This window comes from Piscinibacter sp. HJYY11 (assembly GCF_016735515.1).
Lineage (GTDB): Bacteria > Pseudomonadota > Gammaproteobacteria > Burkholderiales > Burkholderiaceae_C > Rhizobacter.
The window spans coordinates 241,508-262,553 of the sequence record NZ_JAERQZ010000001.1 but is presented as its reverse complement, the minus strand read 5'-3'; the positions used below and the strand labels follow the sequence as shown (position 1 = coordinate 262,553).

Here is a 21,046-nt window from a genome sequence, read left to right as displayed (position 1 = left end):
CCCCGAGCGGCTTTTTTCATCCAGCACTCACCAGGAGCATCCCATGGACATCGCAGGCAAGGTCTTCATCGTCACCGGCGGCGCATCCGGCCTGGGCGAAGGCACGGTGCGCATGCTGGCCAGCAACGGCGGCAAGGTGCTGATTGCCGACCTGCAGGTCGACCGCGGCGAAGCCATCGCCCAGGAGCTCGGGGGCCGCTTCGTGCGCTGCGATGTGAGCCAGGAAGCCGACGGCCAGGCCGCGGTGGCCGCAGCGGTGTCGATGGGCAAGCTGATGGGCCTCGTCAACTGCGCCGGCATCGCGCCCGCCGTGAAGACCGTCGGCAAGGAAGGCGCCCACCCCCTTGCGATTTTCAGCAAGGTGGTCACGGTCAACCTGATCGGCAGCTTCAACATGATCCGCCTCGCGGCCGAAGCGATGAGCCGCAACGAGCCCGAATCGACGGGCGAGCGTGGCGTGTTGATCTCCACCGCCAGTGTCGCCGCCTACGACGGCCAGATCGGCCAGGCGGCCTACTCCGCCTCCAAGGGCGGCGTGGTGGGCATGACGCTCCCGATCGCACGCGACCTGGCGCGCAACGGCATCCGCAACATGACGATCGCGCCCGGCATCTTCGGCACGCCGATGCTCTTCTCGATGCCACAGGAGGTGCAGGACTCGCTGGCCGCCGGTGTGCCCTTCCCGAGCCGCCTGGGCACTCCGGCCGACTACGCGAAGCTCGTGCACCAGATCATCACGAATGACATGCTCAACGGCGAGGTGATCCGCCTCGACGGTGCGATCCGCTTGGCACCGCGTTAGAGCCTATTTGCGGCGCGCGGCGAGCGACCACAGCCGCGCGAGATCGGCCGTGCCGTCCTGGCCGGCCACCGTTTTCAGGACAGCCTGCGCGCGGGTGGCCTCACCCGCCAGGAGGTAGGCGATGCCGAGGTGCAGCTTCGCATCGTCGGGCCGCTTCAGGTTGCCCTTGGCGATGCCCTTCTCCATGAGCGCAAGGCCCTTCTTCGTGTCACCGAGAAAGGTCAGCGAGAAGCCGAGGTTCACCAGCTCGTCGCCATTGCGCGCCGCGCCGGCTTGCACCTCGCGTGTGGCGAAGCCCTGTTTCTCTTCGTCGGCCCGCTTCGCCACCAGGTCCTTCAGGCGGCGGTGCCGGTCGGCTTCGGCAGGCGTGCCGGTGCCCAGCACACCCGCGGCGAAACCCTTGTCGACCACCTGCCGGCCTTCGCCTGACAGGCCGGCCTGCACCGCGAGCTGCGCCATCTCCATGTAGTCGTTGGCGCTGCGCATGCTGCCGGTCGCGAGCATGAGGCGGTAGGTGTCGAGCGCCAGGCGGTCGCTGAAGCCGGGCTTGCGCTGCAGGCGGGCCAGCAGGTCGCTCCAGTACTCCTTCTTCGGGTAGTGGGCGATCAGGTGCTCGATCGCGAACACATGGCTCGCAGGGTCGTTGGCACGCTGCGCGGCGTTGAGCAGGAGCGTGAGGCGGTCTTCCGGCGTCACGCGGCCGGCCTTGTCGTCGCCCTGCACCTCGAGCACCAGCTCCTTGGCGGCACCGGCATAGTCACCCGACAGGTACTGCGACTGGATCACGAGCGTGCGGATCTGCGTGTTGCCACCACCTTCGGCCAGGTAGCGCCGGCCCCACGTGACGGCCTTGCCGTAGTCCTTCGCGCGGTAGAAGGCGCCGGCCAGAGACTCCAGCATGCGCAGCTGGTCCGCCGCGGGCAGCTTGCCGCTCGCCTTCAGCACCTCGAACGACCTGGCGGCTGTCTCGGCATCGCCGGCGCCCGACGCCGCGGCGATGCGCATGCGCTCGACCAGGTAGCTCTCGTGGGCGCTCTTGTTGGGCACCGCCTCGGCGTCACGCACCTTGGCGAGAGCTTCCTTGTACTTCTGCGCCTTGATGAGCTCCTGCGCCGCCTGCAGCGGCTTACCCACCTCGGGCCGCAGCGCTTCCTGCGCGACAGCCACCGCCAAGCTGCACGCCAGGCAGACCGCGACAAGGCCACGGCAAATCGACATGGCCATCACTTTACGAACTGCTCATGGCCCACGATGCCGAGCTTGGTCACGCCGAGGCGCTGCGCGCTCGCTAGCACCATTGCCACGTCCTTGTACTCGACGAGCTTGTTGGGCTTCAGGTGCACCTCGGGCTGCTCGGGCAGGGCCGCCGTGGCCGCCAACCTCGCTTCGAGCTCCGCCCGGTTGGGCAGGCTCTCGCCGTTCCAGAACACCGTGCCGTCGAAGTCGACGTCGATGGTCACCACCTGTGGCGGCACCGTCGGCGGCGGCGGCGTGCCGGTCGGCATGTTGATGTTGACCGAGTGAAGCTGGATCGGAATCGTGATGATGAGCATGATCAGCAGCACCAGCATCACGTCGATCAGCGGCGTGGTGTTCATCTCGACCATCACGTCGGGGTCGTCGCCACCGCTGCCCGGGCCCATGTTCATTGCCATCGTGTGTGATCCTTCAGCTGCGCGAGTCAACCACGAGGAGGAGGCTCGGTGACGAAGCTGACCTTCTGGATGCCCGCCCGCTGGCAGGCATACACCACCCGGCCGACCGACTCGTAGCGCGCCTTCTCGTCGCCGCGGATGTGCACCTCGGGCTGCGGCACCATCAGCGACACCTTCTTGAGCCGCTCGACGAGCGCGTTGTTGTCCGCGACCGCCACGTTGTTCCAGTAGACCTCGCCCTCGCGCGTCACCGAGATCTCGATATTCTCGGGCTTGGTCTGCCGCGCAAGATTGGTTTCCTTCGGCAGGGCGACAGGCGCGTTCTGTGTCACCACCGGCACGGTGATGAGGAAGATGATGAGCAGCACCAGCATCACGTCGACCAGCGGCGTGGTGTTGATGGTGGACAGCACCTCGTCCTCGTCGCCGTCGGGGGAGCCGACATTCATCGCCATGATCAGCGGGCCATCAACGTGCGGCGGAGCGGCTGCCGAGCAGCACGCCGTGCAGGTCGGCGCCAAAGCCACGCACCGACTCCATGGCCACCTTGTTGCGGCGCACGAGCCAGTTGTAGCCCAGCACGGCAGGCACCGCGACCGCCAGGCCGATGGCCGTCATGATGAGCGCTTCGCCCACCGGGCCGGCCACCTTGTCGATCGACGCCTGCCCCGCCACGCCGATGGCGGTGAGCGCGTTCAGGATGCCCCACACCGTGCCGAAGAGGCCGATGAACGGTGCGGTCGAGCCCACGGTGGCCAGCACCGCCAGCCCGTCCTGCATGCGGCTGTGCACCGTGTCGACGGCGCGCTGCACGCTCATGCCGATCCAGGTGTTGCGGTCGATGTTGGCGGTGAGTTCACCCGAGTGGTCGCGGCCCGCCTCGACGCCGCTCTCGGCGATGAAGTGGAACACGCCACCCGGCTTCAGCGTCTTGATGCCGTCGGCCAGGGTGGCCGACTTGAAGAAGCTCGCGCGGGCCTGCCTGGCCTCGGCGCTGAGCTTGAAGCTTTCCATCAGCTTGGTGACGAGGATGTACCAGCTTGCGGCGCTCATCAGCACCAGCAGGCCAAAGGTCAGCAGCGTGACCTTGTCGCCCTGCATCAGCATGTGCTTGAGGTCGTAGGGGTTCTCGACGCTCTCCTTGGCGGCGGCTGGCGCAGCGGCCGCCGCCACCGGCGCCGCCGCAGGGGCCGAGGCCGGTGCCTGTGCGTGCGCGGGTGCCGCGAATGCGCCCGCCAGCAACAGGCCTGCCGCGAGCGAGTGGAGTTTTCGAATCAGGGACATGAACATTCCATTCCGATCTGCTTGCTTGAAAAGGGAACCGGCTTGCCTCACTCGGGAGCCTTGTAGCTCAGCACCACGGTCGGGGTGCTCTCCTGCGCCTGCCCGATGCATTTGAACTGCGCCACCATCTCCAGGCTGTGCCGGTTGAACGCGCGGTGCGTGCTCTTCACGATGGCGACGTTCTTCACCTCGCCCCGCGTGCCGATGGTGAAGGACACGGTCACCTCGCCCGCGTTCAGCTGCGCCCGGGTGGCTTCGCGCGGAAAGCCGGCGTCCATCATCAGCTCCTTGTAGCCGGGGCAGCTCACCGCCACCGAAGGCGGCGCCGGTGGCGCCGCGGGCGGCGCAGGGGCCGGCACCGGCACCGTCGGCGCGATGGGCACCGGCGCGGGCGGCGGCGGTGTCGGCGTGGCGGTGATGGCCGGCGCGGGCGGCGGCGGCACGGCCACCTGCACTTCGGGCGGCGGGATGAAGGGCGGCGGCGGGGGTGCTTCCAGCTTGGGCGGCGGTGGTGGTGGCAGCTCGGGTGGCGGAGGCGGCTTGGTGACCTCCTCGATGACCTTGGTCTCGATGGGCGCCCGCGCGACGTCGACTTCCTTGCGTGCCAGGCCGGACATGAGGCCGAACAGGAGGACCGCGTGCAGCACCACCACGAAGGCGATGCCGATGAAGCGCCGGCGTGGGTCTGCCTGTGTCTTCGAAAAATCCATGCGGGTACTGCTCGTCGGTCCGCCGCCTATTGGAACGCGTAAGACAGCGTCAGGTACATGAAGCGGCCGCGGGCGTTGTAGAGCTCGGCGAAGCCCATCTGGCTGTAGGTGCCGTCGCTGGCGTTCTGCACGCTGAACGGCGGCATGCGATCGAACACGTTCTTGACGCCCGCCGTCACGGTCAGGCCCTTGATGCCGGCGTAATCGACCTGCACGTCGGTCTCGTCATAGGCGCCGACCTTGCGTGAGTTGCGGGCTTCGCTCAGGTAGTCGGCACTGTCCCAGAAGCCAGCCACCGAGCGCAGCGCGCCAGACACCGTCCATGGCCCCGAAGCGGTGCTCGCACGGAACGTGTTTCGCCAGCGTGGCAAGGCATAGGTGTTGACGGTTTCGCGCAGCGGTTCTCCGTCGCTTTCCTGCCGCTTCAGGCTGATGTAGTAGGTGGTGGTGTTCTGAAAGGTCACCGTGCCCAGCGACGTGCCGGGAAAGCGCACGCGGCCATCGAAGTCGACACCCTTGTGCACGCGCTGGGAGATGTTGAGAAGGTTCGTGTAGATGTAGTAGCGCCCACCGCGGAATTCGAAGAGGCCGCGGTCGATGGCTTCAGAGACGGTGGGCGAAGAAATGTCGTCGCGCTTCTTGATCTTCCAGAAGTCGATGCTGGCACTGACGTTGGGCATCGGATCGAGCACAAGGCCGAGGTTGTAGGTCTTGGCCTTCTCGGACTTGAGATTGGGGTTGGCGCCGTTGACCTGGAAGGCGTTGGCTCCACAGTTCGGCGGCAGGCCAAGGCCTGCGCACTGCTCGTCGGTGTCGATGGTGATCGCGCCTTCTTCCTGGCCGCCGTAGAGCTGCTTGAGCACCGGGGCCTTGAAGCTTTCGGTGTACGAGCTGCGCACCTTGACGAACGGGTTGGCCTGCCATGCGAGGCCGAGCTTCGGGCTCGTCTTGCTCTCGCTCGGATAGATGTCGTGCCGCAAGGCGACCTGGCTCTCGAGGTTCTTCAGGAGCGGCACCGACAACTCGCCAAACACGCCCTTGACCGTGCGCGACGCGTCGGCTCCCGCCTGCCGGATGTCGCCGACCACGTTGCCGGCCTGCATCAGGGTGTCGGGCCGATCGACGAGCCGCTCACGGTAGACCGCCGCGCCCACGGCATAGCGCAGCATGCCGGCCGGCATTTTCGTCACGTCGCCACTCACGTCGGCATTGATGAAGCGCGTCACGGCCTTGCCTTCGCGCACCGGCGTCACCTTCAAGCTCTCGACGAACACCGGGTCATTGGTGGTGACCGTGGGGTTGATGGCACCGGTGGTCGTGGCGGCCGTCCACAGCGTGCGGTCGTAGTAGTTGAACTGCGAATTCTTGATCTTGCTCACGCCCTGGCCCGCTGCAACTCGCCAGTCGAGAAGTTCGGTCGTCCCTTCGACACCGGCCACGGTGTTCAGGTAGTCGCTCACGCGGTGGGTGGTGCGCGGGCCGCCCTGCATGAATCGGCCGGCGATGTAGATCGTGCCCGGGTTCGTCGGGTCTTCGTAGGGGGTCTGGGAAGGGTCGGTGATCGGCACGTTGAAGAAGTCGGGCACCGGATGGCCTTCGAACTTGTCCTTGTTGCGCGAGGCCAGCACCTCCACGAAGCCCTTGAGCGACGGCGTGAACAGCACCGAGGCGGTGGCCAGGCCGCCCACTCGGTCGGCACCGTTGTAGGCGGTGATCACCGACTGGTTGAAGTCGTAGCGGCAGCGCACGTTGAAGCTGCCCGCCGGGCATGGCGCATAGGTCTGGTCCACGAACGAGCCGTCGTTCGGGTCGACGATGTTGCCGGTCGGGGCGAACGAGCTGCGGCCGTCAGGGCCACCGTAGCGTCGGAAGTCCGCCGAACTTGTCATCTCGCGGTCCCGGCGATAGATCGGGTCGCGCTTGAAGATGTCGAGGCCGAACGACACGTTGAACCGGTCGGTGGCGAGGTCACCGAAACCGCCGCTGAACCCCGCGGCCTTTTCCGTGGCGTCGCCGCGGCTGCTCTGGCCGTAGGTCGCGGTGGCGTTGATCCCCTTGTAGTCGCGCCGCGTGATGATGTTGATCACGCCCGCCACCGCATCGGCACCGTAGATCGCCGAGCCGCCGTCCTTCAGGATCTCGATGCGCTCGATCATCGACAGCGGCACCATGTTGATGTCGAACGCCGCGCCCGCACCCGACGAGTCGTAGAACGCGTTGATCGCCACGCGGCGCCCGTTCAGCAGGACCAGGGTGTTGTCGACCGCAAGGCCGCGCAACGCAAAATTGGCCGCCCCCGCCGCCGCCGGCGCATCACCGGTGAGCTCGCCTTGATCGTAGATGTCGATCGAGGCGATCGAACGGATGAGCTCGTTGACGGTCCTCGCGCCGGTCCGGGCGATGTCCTTGCGCGTGACGATGTCCACCGGCGCCACCCCCTCCTGGTTGGCGCGCTTGATCGCCGACCCGGTGATCTCCACCCGCTCCAGCTGAGGCTGCCCCTGGGTTTGGCCGAACACCGGCCCGGAGGCCAGCACGCCACCAGCCGCCATCAAGGCCGCCGAGCAGATGTTGATTCTTGTGAACATGGGGGCTCCTGGAAGGTCGATCGTGGATCGTGCAAGGCCCGTGCCGATCCCAGACGACGTGTCGCTTGCTGGCGTCTTTTGCTTTGTGTGTGCGAGAGATCAATCGCGAATTGTCTTCAAAGACGTCCGCGACGTCTCCCTAGAGTATCCCCAAGGAACGTGACACCGGATGAACGCCCGGGTCCGTCGTCATGCCTTGAGCCGTGGTACGGCCGCGAGCAGCGTGCGCGTGTAGGCGCTGGCGGGCCGCTGCAGCACCTCATCGGCCGGGCCGGCTTCCTCGATGCGGCCCTTCTGCATCACCACCACCCGGTCGGCCAAATACTCCACCACGGCGATGTTGTGCGTGATGAAGAGGTACGACACGCCCAGCTCCGCCTGCAGCTCGCGCAGCAGGTTGAGGATCTGCGCCTGCACCGACACGTCGAGCGCCGAGGTGGGCTCGTCGCAGACGATGAGGCGCGGCTTGAGCGCCAGCGCCCGCGCGATGGCGATGCGCTGGCGCTGACCGCCCGAGAACTCGTGCGGATAGCGCTTGAGCACCTCGCGCTTCATGCCCACGCGTTCGATCAGCGTCTCGATCTCGGCGCGGCGCTGCGGCGGGGCGATGTCGGGTCGCAGCGCGAGCAGGCCCTCTTCCAGCAGCTCGGCCACGCGCATGCGCGGGTTGAGCGAGCCGAACGGGTCCTGGAACACCATCTGCACCGCACGGCGTGCATCCCGCAGCGGCTCGCCCTGCAGCGTGAAGAGATCGGCGCCGTCCAGCAGCGCACGGCCCTCCACGCGCGCCTGCGAGCGCAGCAGCTGCACGATCGCCTTGCCGGTGGTGGTCTTGCCGCAGCCTGATTCGCCGACGAGCGCAACCGTCTCGCCCGCATGCACCTGGAACGAAACGTCACTCACCGCCGTGAACTCATGGCGCGCACGTGCCAGCAGCCCGCGCTTGAGCGGGAAGTGCACGCTCAGATGCTGCACATCCAGCAGCGGCGGCGCCGGCGCCTCACGCCGCGGGCTGGCCACCGGGTTGGCCCGCGGCGCCGGCTCGCCGGCCGCGACCAAGGGCTGCCCGCGCTTCGACGCATCGGGCAAGGCGCCGAGCAGCTGGCGCGCATAGGGGTGCTTGGGCGCGCGGAAAAACTCCTCCGCCTCGGCGGTCTCGATGATGCGCCCGCCATACATCAACGCCACCCGGTCGGCCATGCCGGCCACGACCGCAAGATCGTGCGTGATCAAGAGCAGGCCCATGCCCTTCTCGCGCTGCAGGCCGCGCAGCAGGTCGAGGATCTGCTTCTGGATGGTGACGTCGAGCGCCGTCGTCGGCTCGTCCGCCACCAGGAACTCCGGCTCGGCCGCCAGCGCGATGGCGATCATCACGCGCTGCTTCTGCCCGCCCGAGAGCCGGAACGGGTACTCGTCGATGCGGCGCTCGGGCTCGGGGATGCCCACGCGCCGCAGCCAGTCGATCGCCTTGGCGCGCGACGCGCCACCGCGCAGCGCCGTGTGCGCCTCGATCGCCTCGACGATCTGGTCGCCCACCTTCATCACCGGGTTGAGACTGGTCGCCGGTTCCTGGAAGATCATGCCGATGCGCCCGCCGCGCACGGCGCGCATGCCGGCTTCCGGCAGGGCCAGCACGTCCTCCCCTTCAAGGCTGTAGCGGCCGTGGGTGACGCGGCCGTTGTCCGGCAGCAGGCGCATCAGCGCCAGCGCCGTCATGCTCTTGCCGCTGCCCGACTCGCCGACGAGCGCGAAGGTCTCGCCGCGCTCGAGCGTGAGCTGCAGGCCGACGAGCGCCTGCACGAGGCCCTCGTCGGTGTCGAGCGACACCCGGAGGTCGTCAACCTGCAGCATGCGGCCGGCCCCTCCCGAGACGAGGGCGGAAGCTGCGCGAGCGCGGGTCGAAGGCATCGCGCACCCCATCGGCAAACAGGTTGGCCGACAGCACCAGCGCCACCATGAAGACAAACGCCGCGGCGAACTGCCACCACACGGCAGGCTCGCGGCTCATCTCGCTGCGCGCAAGGTTGATCATGCTGCCGAAGCTGCTGGTGCCGGGGTCGACGCCCACGCCCACGTAGGTGAGCACCGCTTCGTAGAGGATGAGCTCCGAGAAACTCAGCACGGTCGTGATGAGCACCAGGTGCATCACGTTGGGCAGGATGTGGCGCGCCATGATGCGGGCGTGGCCCACGCCGAAGGCGGTGGCCGCCTGCACGTACTCGAGTTCGCGCAGCTTGAGCGTCTCGCCGCGCACCAGGCGGCACAGGGTGGCCCAGCCCGTCACGCCCAGCACGATGCACAGCAGCAGGATCTTGAGGTCGGACCGCTCGGCGCCGGTCTCGAACATCTCGGGGTTCTTGTCGAGGAAGACCTGCACCATGAGCACGCAGGCGGCGATGAGCAGCACGTTGGGCACCGAGCTGAGCAGGGTGTAGAAGTACTGGATCACCTCGTCGACCCAGCCCTTGAAGTAGCCGGCGAGGATGCCCAGCACCACCGCCAGCGGCAGCGTGGCGAGCGTGGAAAGCCCGCCGATCACGAACGCGGTGCGCACGCTCTTCAGCGCGAGCAGGAGCACGTCGTTGCCGGTGCGGTCGGTGCCGAACACGTGATAGTGGCCCATCAGCGAAACGACCGCGCCGCCGAGCAGGCACACCACGCCCAGCGTGGCCGCCATCGCGCGCAAGGGGTAGGTGGTGCGGTCGGCAGCGATGTCGCGCAGGGCCTGCCGGGTGCTCCCGTGCGAACGGCGCAGCACCATCGCCGTGACCAGCAGCACCAGGGCGAAGACGGCGGCGCCGCCCAGCGCCCCAAGGGCGGCTCGCCTGGCCACGTCTCCCGCCCATTCCCTCTGCGGGTCGCGCAGGTGCGCGCCGCCGAACGCGAGGCGCGGGAATTCGCGCACCGTCTGGCCGCCCACGTTCACGCTTTCCTTGCTGAAGCCATGGGTGGCCAGTGGCGCCGAGTAGGTGGGCTCGCGCATCTCGACCTGGCGCGCGAGCGCCAGGTCGAGCAGCGAGATCGTGCGGGTGTCGTAGTAGACCTGACCACCCGGCGCGGCCGGTGCGAGCGCACGCCGGAAATGCACGCTGTCGAGCGCCGCCACCCCGGCGAAGAGCAACAGCACCACCCCGGCGCTGAGCGCGGCCGGGTCGTGCATCACCTTCTTCCAGTTCGCCTGCAGGGTGGGCTGGCGGCGCACGTGCCACACGTAGCCGGCCAGGGCCAGCGCCAGCACGTAGAGCGCGATATCAGTCCAGAGGAAGACCAGCTTGAAGCCCATGCTCAAGACTCCAGCCGCACGCGCGGGTCGACCCAGGTGTAGGCCAGGTCGATCAGCACGTAGCTGGCGATGTAGAGCACGGCCCCGAGGAAGACCATCGAGCGCACGATGGCGAAGTCCTGGCCCGAGATCGCCTCGATGACGAAGGTGCCCAGCCCGGGGATGCCGAAGAAACTCTCGAACACCAGGCTGCCGAGGAACACGTACGGCAGGTAGGCGCCGGCGCTGGTGATGATCGGAATGAGCGCGTTGCGCAGCACGTGCCGCATGAGCACCCAGTGCTCGGCGATGCCCTTGGCGCGCGCGGTGCGCACATAGTCCTTGCCCACCTCCTCGAGAAGCATCACGCGGTAGAGCCGCGCCTCGCTGCCCAGGCGCGACAGCAGCGACAGCAGCACCGGCAGCACGAGAAACTTCACCGCATCGAGCCCCGGCGCATAGCCCGAGATCGGCACCAGCCGCAGCACCCGTGCGAAGAGGTATTGCCCGACGATGATGTAGAAGAGCGCCGAGATCGAGAGCATCAGCACGCACAGCACCACGCCCCAGAAGTCGATGCGCGTGTGGCGGAAGAAGACCAGCAGCAACGCAAACACCGTGCTCACGATCAGCTGCAGGATGAACACCGGCACCGCCAGCGTGAGGCTCACCCCCATGCGCACCTTGATCTCATGGCCGATGTCGACGGCGTTGCGCGCATCCGAGCGGCCGAACTCGAGCGCCATCAGCGAGACGGAGCGCTCCCACACGATGGTCTGCGTGAGCTTGTCGGTGCCCTGGGCTTTGTCGTTCCAGTAGAGCGGCTTGTCGTAGCCGCGCTCGGCCTTCCACTTGTCGATCTGCTCCTGCGTCACACGCTTGCCGCCGATGTTGAGGCGCGCCATGTCGTCGGGCGTGTTGACGGTGAAGAAGAGGAAGAAGGTGACGAGGTTGACGCCGACCAGGATCAGCAGCGCATAGCCAAGGCGGCGCAGGAGGTAGCTCGTCATGCCGCCGGCTCCCCCGCCACATCACCCACCGGCCTGGCCGTGCGCTGCTCACGCGCGCGGAAGCTGCGCCAGGCCACCCAGCCCAGCCACAGCAGCAGCGGGACGGCCACCAGCACCGGCCACCAGACGGGCCGGTTCCACTCGGCCTGCGCCTTGGCACGCGCCGCGGCATCGACACGGTAGTACTTGGCGAGGTCGCGCACCACGATGCTGGGCTTGCCGTTGTGCACCCACGACTGGAAGGCGAGCCCCACGTAGGGGAAGTAGCCCCAGGCCCAGGGCGCGTCTTCCTGGGCGACGGCCACCATGCGGTCGATCACCTTCTGCTTCTCGGGGCCGTCGTCGAGGGTCTGCAGCTGCGCGTAGAGGCGGTCGTACTCCGCGTTCTCGTAGTTGGCGGCGTTCTCGCCCTCGTGCTTGACCTTGCCGTTGGGGCCGTAGAGCAGGAAGAGGAAGTTCTCCGCGTCGGGGTAGTCGGCGAGCCAGCCCCACCAGAAGATCTGGTGCGTGCCCTTGTGCACCTTGTCCTGGAACTGGTTGTAGTCGGTCGCGCGGATCTCGAGCTGGATGTCGATCTTCGCGAACTGGCGCACCATCCAGTCGAGCTCGGCCTTGATCTCCGGGGTGGGCGTGCGCTGGAAGTCGTAGTTGAGCACCAGCGGGCGGCCGGTCTTGGCGTCGCGCCCGTTGGGGTAGCCGGCCTCGACCATGAGCTTCTTCGCGTCCTCGATCGGGCGACGCACCACCTTGCCGTCGACGAGCTTGTGCGTCACCGGGTTCATGCCTTCGACCGTGCCGTGCCGCGCGCCGAACACGCCCGGCGGCACCGGCCCATGCGCGGCCTCGCCACCCTTGTTGCGGAAGATGCGGCCGTAGCCCTCTTCCCAGTCGATCGCGATCGAGATGGCCTGGCGCAGCTTGCGGTTCTTCACCTGCTGCTCCGGCGTGTTGCCCTTGCCCACCACCGGGTCGAGCCAGTTGAAGCCCAGGTACCAGTTGTTGATGTCGGTGGCCACGGGGAACTGGAAACCGCGCTCCTCGTATTCCTGGCGCACCGCGTCGGAGTCCTCCATGTCGACACGGAAGTCGATGCCCCACTCGGGGCGCTCGATCTCCGGCACGTCGAGGTAGCCCTGCTTGAACTTCTGCTTGCGCGGCACCTTCTCCTTCTCGATGGTGGAGACGATGGTGTCGGTAAACGGCATGGTCTTGCCGCAGTCGTCGAGCAGGCCCAGCTCCTTGTCGCCCGGCATGCCCTCGCAGGGATAGGGTTCGCCGCGGAAGTTGGGGTTGCGCTTGAGCACGTGGCGGCGGTCCTGCACGTACTCGGCCATCATGTACGGGCCGGTGCCCACCGGCCACTGGTTCCACGAGAGGCTGTTGCCGGCCATGCCGGGGCGGGCATAGAAGGCATCGGCCTCCCAGGGCACCGGCGCGGTGAAGGTCATCGCGAGCCAGTATTTCCACTGCGGGTACTTGCCCTTGAGTCGGATGCGCAGGGTGTACTTGTCGAGCGCGGTCACGCCCTCCAGCGGCCATTGGCGGAAATCGAGAAAGGGCTTGTCCTGCGACGAGGCGGGCAGCCCGGCACGCAGCTTGGCATCTTCGGCACGCACCAGCGCACCGTATTCCTTGAGGCCGAGGATGTAGGCCGAGAAGGTGGCGAAGACCGGCGCTTCGACACGCGGCGTGGCGTGGCGCTTGAAGGCGTAGACGTAGTCGTCGGCCACGAGCTCGCGGGTGCCGGTCTTGTCGAAATCGAAGGGCGAGCGCTTGTCACCCAGTTGCTCGCGCGTCAGCTCGTGGTAGAGGTAGCGGCCCTGCTCGTCCTTCGCAAACGCCGGGTGCGGCGCGTAGAGGATGCCGGGCTTGATCTTGATGTCGTAGACGCTCTCCACCACCTGCGCGCCTGGGGCGTCGTCCGGCAGACGCTTGCCGCCGGCACCCAGGTAGACCGGCTGCACCACCGCCTCGGCGGCCTTCGGGATCAGCTCATAGGGCCGCTTGAGGTAGTGGTAGCCGTACAGCGGCTCGTAGATCGAGTAGGTGTAGGGGGTCTCCGGGTTGCTGTACGACGCGGTCGGGTCGAGGTAGCGCGGCGAGCGCTCGTCGAACGAGTTGAAGAGCGTGTTCTCCTTCTCGGCGCCGGCGGGATACGGGCTGTTGTTGCAGCCGGCGAGCAGGGCCGCCACACCACCCAACCCGACACACAGCGCGAGCGAGATCCGGCGTGCGAGGCAGAGGGGTTGCATGGAGGGCGATGACGTCAGTGGCCCCAGCCCAAGAGCACGTCGCGTGCCTGTACCAGGAGCGTCACCTTCTCGCCGACCGGCATCGTCACCTTGGTCGGCACATGGCCGAACGGGAGCCCGGTGAGGATGGGCGTGTGGGTCTGGCTGCGCAGGTACTCGACCACGCCCTTCAGCGAGAAGCCGCGGTCGAGCGGCGACTTCCTGAACTCGGTGAAGCTGCCCAGCACCACTGCCTTTTGCGCACCGAGCACACCGGCCTGGTGCAATTGCAGCAGGCTGCGCTCGATGCGGTAGGGGTGCTCGTTCACGTCTTCGAGGAAGAGGATGCCGCCCTTGACCTTCGGGAAGTGCGGCGTGCCGAGCAGCGCATTGAGCACGCAGAGGTTGCCGCCCCACAGCACGCCCTTGGCTTGCAGGCCGTCGAAGCCCGTTTCGGTGCGGAAGCCCACCGCTTCGAGCGCGCCGGTCATCGCTTCGACGAAGCAGTCTTGCGTGATGTCGTCGACCTCGTCGCCGCCGAAGTCACCCACCGCCAGCGGGCCGGCCCAGCTGGTGGCGCCGGTGTGGGCGAGCAGGCCAAGATGCAGCGCCGTCATGTCGCTGTGGCCGACCCAGCGTGTGCCGCGCGACACGCTCTTTGCGACCAGCTTCCAGTCGATGCGGTCGAGCAGGCGCGTGAGCCCGTAGCCGCCGCGCGTGGCGAGCGCGATGTCGGGTGCGGCACGGGCGATGCGGTGCAGCGCGTCGAGCCGCGTGTCGTCGTCGCCGCCGAAGCGCTGGTGCTTGGCCAGCGCCGCGTCATCGATGTCGACCTCGAAGCCCAGCGCCTGGAGGCGTTTCGCTGCCTTGCGCAAAGGCGCGGCCTTGACCACCACGCCTGCCGGAGAGAACAGGCTCAGGTGCTGCGCGCCGTGCTCAGCTTCGTGGTGGTGGTGATGATGGTGGTGGCTCAACTTCGACAACCTCTCCGGTCGGTATCACGTCAATCGTGTCGGGGGCGGCGCCGAACTCGCTGTCGCCGGGCTCCGATGGAGCGGCTCTCCGCTTGCGGTACAGCTCACGTCGCTCGGCGAAGAAATCGCGCAGCACCTTGCCGCACTCGTCGGCCAGCACGCCGCCTTCGAGGTGGGTGTGGTGGTTGAGCTGCGGCACCTTGAAAAGATCCACCACCGACCCGGCGGCGCCGGTCTTGGGGTCGGTGGCGCCGAACACCACGCGCTTGAAGCGGGCGTGCATCAGGGCCATGGCGCACATGGCGCAGGGCTCAAGGGTCACGTAGAGCTCGCACTCGGGGAGCCGGTAGTTGCCGAGCAGCGTGGCCGCATGGCGCAGGGCCACGATCTCGGCGTGCGCGGTGGGGTCGTGCTCGGTGATGGGGCGGTTGTAGCCGGTTGCGATGACCTGACCGGCCCGCATGATGACCGCGCCGACCGGCACTTCGCCCACCAGCCAGGCGTTGTGGGCCTGGTCGAGCGCGATGCGCATGGCGTGTTCGTCGGCGGGGGTGCTCATTTACTTGTCGCGGCGTGCGTTCTCTTCCGCCGCCCTGGCGAGATCCTGCTTCAGCTGTTCCTGGATCTGCGCGGCCTGTTGCTGGACGGGCATTCCGGGTGCACTGGCGGCACCAGGTGGCGCGACCACCGCAGACGTCAGCATCCGGCCGGCAAACACCCAGGCCACGGCCAGCACCACCAACAACGACACCACGCTGAACACCGCTCTCATGCTCACCTTGCGATCCTGGAAAGCCCGCACTGTAACCGCCAGACCGTATGCTGCGGCCTCGATGCAAGACAGCCTGTTCCCGGAAGAAACGTCGCTCGCGCCGCCACCCCCGGCGCCTGCCGCCAAGCCCGCGCCAGAGACCCCGCGCCGACGCGGCACCAAGGTCCTGCCCTGCCCGCCCGACGAGGCGCACGTGGCACTCGCACGCGCGCTGCCGCCGCGACTGCGCCTGGGTGGCTCGTCCTGGAGCTACCCGGGATGGAAAGGCCTGGTGTGGGAAGACGAGCACAGCGAAACGAAGCTCTCGCGCGAGGGCCTGTCGGCTTATGCGCAGCACCCGCTCTTTCGCAGCGTCTGCATCGACCGCAGCTTCTACCGTGCGCTCACCGCACAGCAGTACGCCCGATATGCGGCGCAGGTGCCCGACGACTTCCGCTTCGTGGTGAAGGCGCCGGCCGCGGTCACCGATGCGACGGTGCGCAGCGAGAACGGCCGCGCGGTGCAGGAGAACCCGGTGTTCCTCAACGCCGAGATCGCGATCCGGGAATTCGTGGAGCCGGCGCTCGATGGCCTGGGCGCGAAGCTGGGCGTGCTGGTGTTCCAGCTGAGCCCGCTGCCGCTGCCCCTTCTGGCCAATCTGGACGAGGTGTTCGTGCGCCTGCGCGCATTGCTCCAGGCCCTGCCCTCATTGGCCGCAGCACCCGATGCGGTGGTGGCCGTCGAGGTGCGCGACCCCGAGTTCCTGATGCCTGCGTTCGCCACCTTGTTGCGCGACTGCGGTGCCGCCTATTGCCTCGGCCTCCAGGCGAAGATGCCGCCCATCGACGGCCAGCTACCGATGCTGAGAGCCATGTGGCCGGGGCCGCTGGTCTGTCGCTGGAACCTCAACCCGGTCAACGGCGCCTACGGGTACGAGTCGGCCGAGAAACGCTATGCCCCGTTCGACAAGGTGCTCGACCCGGACCCGCACACCCGCGACACGCTGGCCCGCGTGATCGCCGCCACCACCGGTGCCGGCCACAACGCCTTCGTCACCATCAGCAACCACGCCGAAGGCTGCGCACCGCTGTCGGCCGCGGCCCTCGCACAGGCCGTGGTGTCACGCGGCGGCTGAGGCGGCCGGCTGCAAGGGCCAGCGCGCGAGCGGCACGTGAAGGGACCTGGTGAGCAGGCTGTCCATCAGCACGAATTCGTGCACCCGCCACACGATGGGACCAACGGGCTGGGGTGGCCGCAGCTGATCGTCGTAGAGCAAGGTGACATGCGGCGTGAAGCGCGCATCGACGAGGTGACCGAAGCCGTGGCGCACCAGCGCGTCGCTCAGGCTGCGGCGAAAGTCGATCAGCGCGGCCAGGCCCTCGTCGTGGCCGCGCAGCACGAGCGGCCGCTTGCGCGGGCGCCCGGTGAAGCTCATCGCGCGGTCGAACACGACATCGAAAGGCGCGAAGCGCACGCTCGAGGCGGCCGCACTCAGCCCCTCGACGAGCGCCGCAGGCAGGCCCACGTGGTCACCGAAGAAATGCAGCGTGACGTGAAAGCGCGAGGTCGCGAGCACCCGCCCCTTGAGGCCATGCTCGGCTTTCAGGTCTTTGGCAGCGGCGGCGATGGCCGCGGCCGCCGGCGCTTCGGGCAGAAGCGCGAAGAACAGGCGATCGGTCGGTCGCGGCGGTGGATTGACACCTTCGGGGGTGAGTTGCTCGGCCACGCGTTGATTGTGCGCGGCCCGCTCCCTACCGAACGGGCAAGCCGACGAGCAGCAGGCCCATCCAGCGCGGCCGCCAGGAGAACGTGAAGGCGACGAGCACCGCAGCACCGGCCAGGGCCATCACCCAGACCAGCGGCGCCATCGTCACGTGGTCGACCCAGAAGCACACCGCGAGCGACACCGCCAGCGACGCACCGCCCAGCAGGCGCAGCACCAAGGCCGTGGTGCGGGGCAGCACCTGCGCCCCACGCACCTGCTCCCAATGCACCTGCATCGCCAGGGCGATCCAGCCGAGGCCGGCCACGCAGGCGGCCAGCGCGATGGTGAACTTCAGCGCGTCAGGCACCGGCAACCTCCACGGTGGCGGGGGCGACGTCGATCGAGGGGTTGTCGCGGCCGGTCTGCGCCGCCGCGCCGGCCCGTTCACGCGCACGCAGCCGGCGGGCCGCCACCACCGCGACCGCGGCACTCGCGAGCAGGCAAAGATCGACGCCTGCGACCGGCCAGTAGCCGTCGCCCACGCTCTTGAGCAGGTGGTCGCCGGTGGTGACCCAGTTCAGGAGCACGGCTGCGACGGCCAGCGCCGCCGCGGCCCAGCACTGTTCGCGCCAGGCGGGTGACAGCAGGCCCTGCTGCACCGGCTTGCTGCGCCATGCGGCGTGCAGCAGCGCCAGTGCCCAGGCGCCCCAGAAGATGCCCTCTTCCCAGTCGCCGCGATGGGCCATGCCGGTGGGCAGCAGGCGGTTGGCCACGAGGATGGTGAAGGTGGCGACGAGCATGCCGGTCACGGTGGTGACGGCCATCGCATCGGCCCAGCGTGCGCCGGAGATGCCCTGCTTCGCATGCTGGCGCTTGCGCTTCTCGACGAAGAAGATGAAGCCGGTGGCGATGCACACGCACCCCAGCAGGCCGCCCAGCACGTAGAACCAGCGCAGCAGCCAATGGCGGAAATGCTGCAGGTGCAGGCCGGTGAGGAATTCGTTGATGCTCGTCACCGCGGTCGGCGCGGGCTCCTCGTGGATCACGCGGCCGGTGGGCCCCGAGAAATGCACCGCCTGCCCGACCAGCGCCACACGGTCGCTGCCGGCGCGGTAGATGCTGACATAGCTGTTGCTGTCGCCGAGGTGGTTCACCGTGAGAAAGCCCACCTCGCCCGGCATGCCCCGCGCGTCCCAGCGGCGCTTGGCCTCGATCACCATCGCGTCGACAGAGGCGAGCGTGGCCGGCGTGCCGGCGGGCTTGAAGGGCAGGCCCTTGGCCTCGGCCTGCTGTTGCGCCGCGGCCAGCGCCTGCGGCTTGAGCATCGTCTCCGACAGGGGGAAGTAGATGCCGACGAAGATCAGCAGGCCCGTCAACGCGAAGACGAAGTGGAACGGCAGCGCCACCACGCCGGTGAGGTTGTGCAGGTCGAGAACGCTGCGCTGGGTGTGCTTCTTCGGGCGGAAGGTGAAGAGCTCGCGGAAGATCTTTCGATGCATCACCACGCCGCTCACCAGCGCGGCCAGCATCACGAGCGCGGCGATGCCGACGACCCAGTAGCCGAGGTTCATCCAGTGCAGGTGCAGGCTGTAATGCAGGGGGTAGAAAAAGCCGCTGCCGATCTTGAGCTGATCGCCGGGCAGCATCTGGCCGTTGCGCGGGTCGACCGTCGCGGTGCCGTGCACGTGGTCGTCAGGATCGTTCGGGTTGTTGCGGACCGCGAACTCGGCAAACACCTGCAGCACCGGATCGCGGTGCGTGGTGTACGCGCCCCAGTTCATCGCCGTCGGGCTGATCTCAGGCTTGGCACCAATGCGCCTGGCGGCTTCTTCGACCTCGTGCTCGTCGGGCGCGATCTGCAGGAAGCTCTTGGCCAGCAGCTTGTCGTACGAGGGCATCGGCTGCGCCGGGAAGCGCGTCTCGGGCATCGCCCAGCGGTCGATCTCGCGGTCGAACACCGAGAGCGATCCGAAGAAAAACGCCACCATCAGCACATAGCCGAGCACCAGGCCGAACCAGGTGTGCAGCCAGGTCATCGACAGCCGGAATGACTGGAACATCACAATCTCCTGAGGGTGGGTCGGTCAGTCGCCAAGGCGGGTGAGCCACCAGCCGGCCAGCGTCATCAGCAGGCCGCCGCCGAGCAGCACGCTCCAGACGCGCACGACGCTGGCCGCGGCAAACGCCCACAGGAAGCTGGCGAGGAACACGAGGAAGGCGTACAGCGCCGCGAGCGACATGGCATCGCTGTAGGTCATGCCTGCTTGGAGGCACACGCCGATGCCCAGCATCACGAGGCCCCACACGAAGGCATAGCTGCCGAGAAGACTGGCGCCGACGCGCGAAATGATGTGCCAGCGCGTGGCAGGGGTTGCGGCCATTTCTTGGACGAGATTGGGAATGATTCGCACCATTATGAATGCAAATCATTCCCATTCACAAATGGGCCTACGCCTGCTCGGCCTCCCGGTCGACGGCTATGACCGGGGTGGCGCCGTCATTCCCACTCTATTGTCAACAGGCGGACGCGGCTCAGTGGAAAAGCGCGCCATCCGTCGGCCGCGTGCCAGCCTGCTACCGACATATTTACCGTCGCGTAAAGGCATCTGCGTCAGCTTGTTTCACCCAATCTCATTGGCGGGGTCGCCCGCTGCGGAAATCAGGATAGGAATACAGCCGTTCTGAACCTGATGACGGTAACGATAGCTCGCCCCACCGCGCGATGACGGTATACACAGCGGTGTTGACTGTATGGTGCCGACCCTCCCCGAACCGGGCTCCTACGTGAAGGCGACACAAGGGCGTTCTAAAGGCAATGACAGCCACAGATTCAGAACCGCGGGCTGCTTTGCAGCGGTTGCGGTCACTCGGCTCGCGCATCCGAGTGGCGGCTTTCGGTCCGAGCTGCCATCCTTGACCCGCACGAACGTCGCGTCGTTTGCAGCGATCGCGACCAGCCGATTGAAGCCGCCCCCAGGTACAAGCCAACTCACCACCGCCGCATCGTCGGCGCCGATGTCCCCCACCCAGCTCGCACCGAGACCTTTTTCAATCCGCGTACGCGCCCGCCGCCTGAATCACCTTGGCCCAGCGAGCAACTTCGGCCTCCACGAACTTCTTGTGAGCAGCAGGTTCAACGCGTGCGTCGGACACAACGCTAATCCCCAAGGCCTCTTGGCGCTTATTGAGCTCCGGGTCCTTCAGTGCGCTTCGCAGCGCGGCGTTCAGCTTGGTGAGCACAGGAGCCGGCGTGTTCTTCGGCGCATAGAGACCGTGCCAAACGGTGACGCTGAAGTCCGCGAGACCGGACTCCGCAAGAGTCGGCAGCGAGGCCATGAGGGGAAGCTTCATGCGCTCTTTGCTGGTCACGGCATACGCACGAACCTTTCCGCCCTCGATCTGCGGCACAGCGTTGGTCGCCTGCTCGCACATCAAGTCAACAGTGCCGCCCATGAGGTCCGACATCGCAGGTCCGGTACCTTTGTACGGGATGGTGTTCAGCTCTGCCTTCAGCGAACTCTGAATCATCAGCCCGCAGAGATGCGAGGCTGAACCGACTCCCGCATGTGCGAGGTTGACCTTGGTCGGGTCAGTCGCGATCCACTTGCGGAGATCGGCGAAGGTCTTTGCCGTCAACGTGGTCCGCCCGATCAGTGTCGAGGGCGCCTCGTTGATGAGGCCGAGGTACGCGAACTCGTCGATGCCCTTGTACGGCAGCTTGCGGTACAGCGTTGGCGCCGTCGCAAAACCGATATGGTGAACCAGCAAGGTGTACCCATCAGCCGCAGCGGTCGCCACCCGTGCGGTACCCAAGGTACCGCCGGCACCACCGACGTTCTCGATGATGACTGGCTGATTGAGCTGCTTGCGCAGAGCTTCGCCAAGGTCTCGCGCGATCTTGTCGCTCGGGCCACCCGCGGTGAACGGAACCACAAGGGTGACTGGCTTTTCAGGAAACTCGGCGCGGGCAACACCCGCCACCGAGAGAAGAACCGAGGCCACGGTCAAGCCCCATACGCGCCGATGCATCTTGTCCATGCTTGTCTCCGATGTGGAGCGCCTCCAGGGGCGCCA

General features: G+C 67.4%; 20 protein-coding genes. 2 read left to right on the top strand and 18 right to left on the bottom strand.

Annotated elements, in window-relative coordinates:
* The first annotated feature begins 43 nt into the window (after nt 1-43).
* The gene (locus JI745_RS01220; protein WP_201803131.1) at nt 44-802 is read left to right on the top strand and encodes a 3-hydroxyacyl-CoA dehydrogenase; all 759 of its coding nucleotides are present in this window, start codon (nt 44-46) and stop codon (nt 800-802) included.
* Between the two features lie 3 nt (nt 803-805).
* Here JI745_RS01220 and JI745_RS01215 read toward each other — a convergent pair whose 3' ends face one another.
* From JI745_RS01215 to JI745_RS01155, 13 genes are all read right to left on the bottom strand, one after another.
* Nucleotides 806-2,020, bottom strand: a complete 1,215-nt coding sequence (locus tag JI745_RS01215; RefSeq protein ID WP_201803130.1) for a hypothetical protein — start codon at nt 2,018-2,020, stop codon at nt 806-808.
* A gap of 5 nt (nt 2,021-2,025) precedes the next feature.
* A complete protein-coding gene (locus JI745_RS01210; RefSeq protein WP_201803128.1) occupies nt 2,026-2,457 on the bottom strand; it encodes a biopolymer transporter ExbD in 432 nt (143 codons plus the stop codon).
* Between the two features lie 26 nt (nt 2,458-2,483).
* On the bottom strand, nt 2,484-2,912 hold the full coding sequence (locus tag JI745_RS01205) for a biopolymer transporter ExbD (protein WP_201803127.1): 429 nt from the start codon (nt 2,910-2,912) through the stop codon (nt 2,484-2,486).
* Between the two features lie 13 nt (nt 2,913-2,925).
* Nucleotides 2,926-3,741: a MotA/TolQ/ExbB proton channel family protein gene (locus tag JI745_RS01200; RefSeq protein WP_201803125.1), complete on the bottom strand. Its 816-nt coding sequence runs from the start codon at nt 3,739-3,741 to the stop codon at nt 2,926-2,928.
* Between the two features lie 47 nt (nt 3,742-3,788).
* The gene (locus JI745_RS01195; protein WP_201803124.1) at nt 3,789-4,451 is read right to left on the bottom strand and encodes an energy transducer TonB; all 663 of its coding nucleotides are present in this window, start codon (nt 4,449-4,451) and stop codon (nt 3,789-3,791) included.
* Between the two features lie 26 nt (nt 4,452-4,477).
* Entirely contained in the window at nt 4,478-7,039 is a 2,562-nt protein-coding gene (locus JI745_RS01190; protein ID WP_201803123.1) for a TonB-dependent receptor, read from the bottom strand.
* Between the two features lie 189 nt (nt 7,040-7,228).
* Complete coding sequence (locus JI745_RS01185; RefSeq protein ID WP_201803122.1) at nt 7,229-8,890, bottom strand: ABC transporter ATP-binding protein; 1,662 nt, start codon at nt 8,888-8,890, stop codon at nt 7,229-7,231.
* Nucleotides 8,877-10,322, bottom strand: coding sequence for an ABC transporter permease (locus JI745_RS01180; protein WP_201803121.1), 1,446 nt, complete (start codon nt 10,320-10,322; stop codon nt 8,877-8,879). Before JI745_RS01180 ends, JI745_RS01185 begins: the two co-directional genes overlap by 14 nt.
* Before the next feature lie 2 nt (nt 10,323-10,324).
* Nucleotides 10,325-11,311 (bottom strand): ABC transporter permease, encoded by a 987-nt coding sequence (locus JI745_RS01175; RefSeq protein ID WP_201803120.1) that lies wholly within the window; start codon nt 11,309-11,311, stop codon nt 10,325-10,327.
* Nucleotides 11,308-13,563 (bottom strand): ABC transporter substrate-binding protein, encoded by a 2,256-nt coding sequence (locus JI745_RS01170; protein ID WP_201803119.1) that lies wholly within the window; start codon nt 13,561-13,563, stop codon nt 11,308-11,310. The genes JI745_RS01175 and JI745_RS01170 overlap by 4 nt, the downstream gene beginning before the upstream one ends.
* A gap of 14 nt (nt 13,564-13,577) precedes the next feature.
* Nucleotides 13,578-14,516, bottom strand: a complete 939-nt coding sequence (locus tag JI745_RS01165) for an LD-carboxypeptidase (RefSeq protein ID WP_201803117.1) — start codon at nt 14,514-14,516, stop codon at nt 13,578-13,580.
* A complete protein-coding gene (tadA, locus tag JI745_RS01160; RefSeq protein ID WP_201803115.1) occupies nt 14,479-15,075 on the bottom strand; it encodes a tRNA adenosine(34) deaminase TadA in 597 nt (198 codons plus the stop codon). The genes JI745_RS01165 and tadA overlap by 38 nt, the downstream gene beginning before the upstream one ends.
* Nucleotides 15,076-15,294, bottom strand: coding sequence for a hypothetical protein (locus tag JI745_RS01155; protein ID WP_201803114.1), 219 nt, complete (start codon nt 15,292-15,294; stop codon nt 15,076-15,078).
* A gap of 55 nt (nt 15,295-15,349) precedes the next feature.
* Here JI745_RS01155 and JI745_RS01150 point away from each other — a divergent pair, with 55 nt between their 5' ends.
* The gene (locus JI745_RS01150; protein ID WP_201803113.1) at nt 15,350-16,402 is read left to right on the top strand and encodes a DUF72 domain-containing protein; all 1,053 of its coding nucleotides are present in this window, start codon (nt 15,350-15,352) and stop codon (nt 16,400-16,402) included.
* Here the strand turns inward: JI745_RS01150 and JI745_RS01145 are convergent.
* The 5 genes from JI745_RS01145 to JI745_RS01125 all read right to left on the bottom strand — a co-directional run bounded on the left by JI745_RS01145 (nt 16,388) and on the right by JI745_RS01125 (nt 21,010).
* Nucleotides 16,388-16,993: a 2'-5' RNA ligase family protein gene (locus tag JI745_RS01145; protein ID WP_201803112.1), complete on the bottom strand. Its 606-nt coding sequence runs from the start codon at nt 16,991-16,993 to the stop codon at nt 16,388-16,390. The two genes, JI745_RS01150 and JI745_RS01145, sit on opposite strands and share 15 nt — an antisense overlap.
* Nucleotides 16,994-17,018: 25 nt before the next feature.
* The gene (locus JI745_RS01140; RefSeq protein WP_201803111.1) at nt 17,019-17,339 is read right to left on the bottom strand and encodes a DUF3325 domain-containing protein; all 321 of its coding nucleotides are present in this window, start codon (nt 17,337-17,339) and stop codon (nt 17,019-17,021) included.
* On the bottom strand, nt 17,332-19,032 hold the full coding sequence (locus tag JI745_RS01135) for a PepSY domain-containing protein (RefSeq protein ID WP_201803110.1): 1,701 nt from the start codon (nt 19,030-19,032) through the stop codon (nt 17,332-17,334). Before JI745_RS01135 ends, JI745_RS01140 begins: the two co-directional genes overlap by 8 nt.
* Before the next feature lie 24 nt (nt 19,033-19,056).
* A complete protein-coding gene (locus JI745_RS01130; protein WP_201803109.1) occupies nt 19,057-19,353 on the bottom strand; it encodes an iron uptake protein in 297 nt (98 codons plus the stop codon).
* Nucleotides 19,354-20,020: 667 nt separating this feature from the next.
* Nucleotides 20,021-21,010, bottom strand: a complete 990-nt coding sequence (locus tag JI745_RS01125) for a tripartite tricarboxylate transporter substrate-binding protein (protein WP_404932787.1) — start codon at nt 21,008-21,010, stop codon at nt 20,021-20,023.
* Nucleotides 21,011-21,046 lie beyond the last annotated feature (36 nt).

Coding starts and splice junctions, on each gene's coding strand:
- JI745_RS01190 (WP_201803123.1), bottom strand. CDS start 7,039: ATGTTCACAAGAATCAACATCTGCTCGGCGGCCTTGATGGCGGCTGGT.
- JI745_RS01220 (WP_201803131.1), top strand. CDS start 44: ATGGACATCGCAGGCAAGGTCTTCATCGTCACCGGCGGCGCATCCGGC.
- JI745_RS01170 (WP_201803119.1), bottom strand. CDS start 13,563: ATGCAACCCCTCTGCCTCGCACGCCGGATCTCGCTCGCGCTGTGTGTC.
- JI745_RS01195 (WP_201803124.1), bottom strand. CDS start 4,451: ATGGATTTTTCGAAGACACAGGCAGACCCACGCCGGCGCTTCATCGGC.
- tadA (WP_201803115.1), bottom strand. CDS start 15,075: ATGAGCACCCCCGCCGACGAACACGCCATGCGCATCGCGCTCGACCAG.
- JI745_RS01135 (WP_201803110.1), bottom strand. CDS start 19,032: ATGTTCCAGTCATTCCGGCTGTCGATGACCTGGCTGCACACCTGGTTC.
- JI745_RS01200 (WP_201803125.1), bottom strand. CDS start 3,741: ATGTCCCTGATTCGAAAACTCCACTCGCTCGCGGCAGGCCTGTTGCTG.
- JI745_RS01125 (WP_404932787.1), bottom strand. CDS start 21,010: ATGGACAAGATGCATCGGCGCGTATGGGGCTTGACCGTGGCCTCGGTT.
- JI745_RS01210 (WP_201803128.1), bottom strand. CDS start 2,457: ATGGCAATGAACATGGGCCCGGGCAGCGGTGGCGACGACCCCGACGTG.
- JI745_RS01185 (WP_201803122.1), bottom strand. CDS start 8,890: ATGCTGCAGGTTGACGACCTCCGGGTGTCGCTCGACACCGACGAGGGC.
- JI745_RS01215 (WP_201803130.1), bottom strand. CDS start 2,020: ATGTCGATTTGCCGTGGCCTTGTCGCGGTCTGCCTGGCGTGCAGCTTG.
- JI745_RS01180 (WP_201803121.1), bottom strand. CDS start 10,322: ATGGGCTTCAAGCTGGTCTTCCTCTGGACTGATATCGCGCTCTACGTG.
- JI745_RS01130 (WP_201803109.1), bottom strand. CDS start 19,353: ATGGCCGCAACCCCTGCCACGCGCTGGCACATCATTTCGCGCGTCGGC.
- JI745_RS01175 (WP_201803120.1), bottom strand. CDS start 11,311: ATGACGAGCTACCTCCTGCGCCGCCTTGGCTATGCGCTGCTGATCCTG.
- JI745_RS01205 (WP_201803127.1), bottom strand. CDS start 2,912: ATGGCGATGAATGTCGGCTCCCCCGACGGCGACGAGGACGAGGTGCTG.
- JI745_RS01150 (WP_201803113.1), top strand. CDS start 15,350: ATGCAAGACAGCCTGTTCCCGGAAGAAACGTCGCTCGCGCCGCCACCC.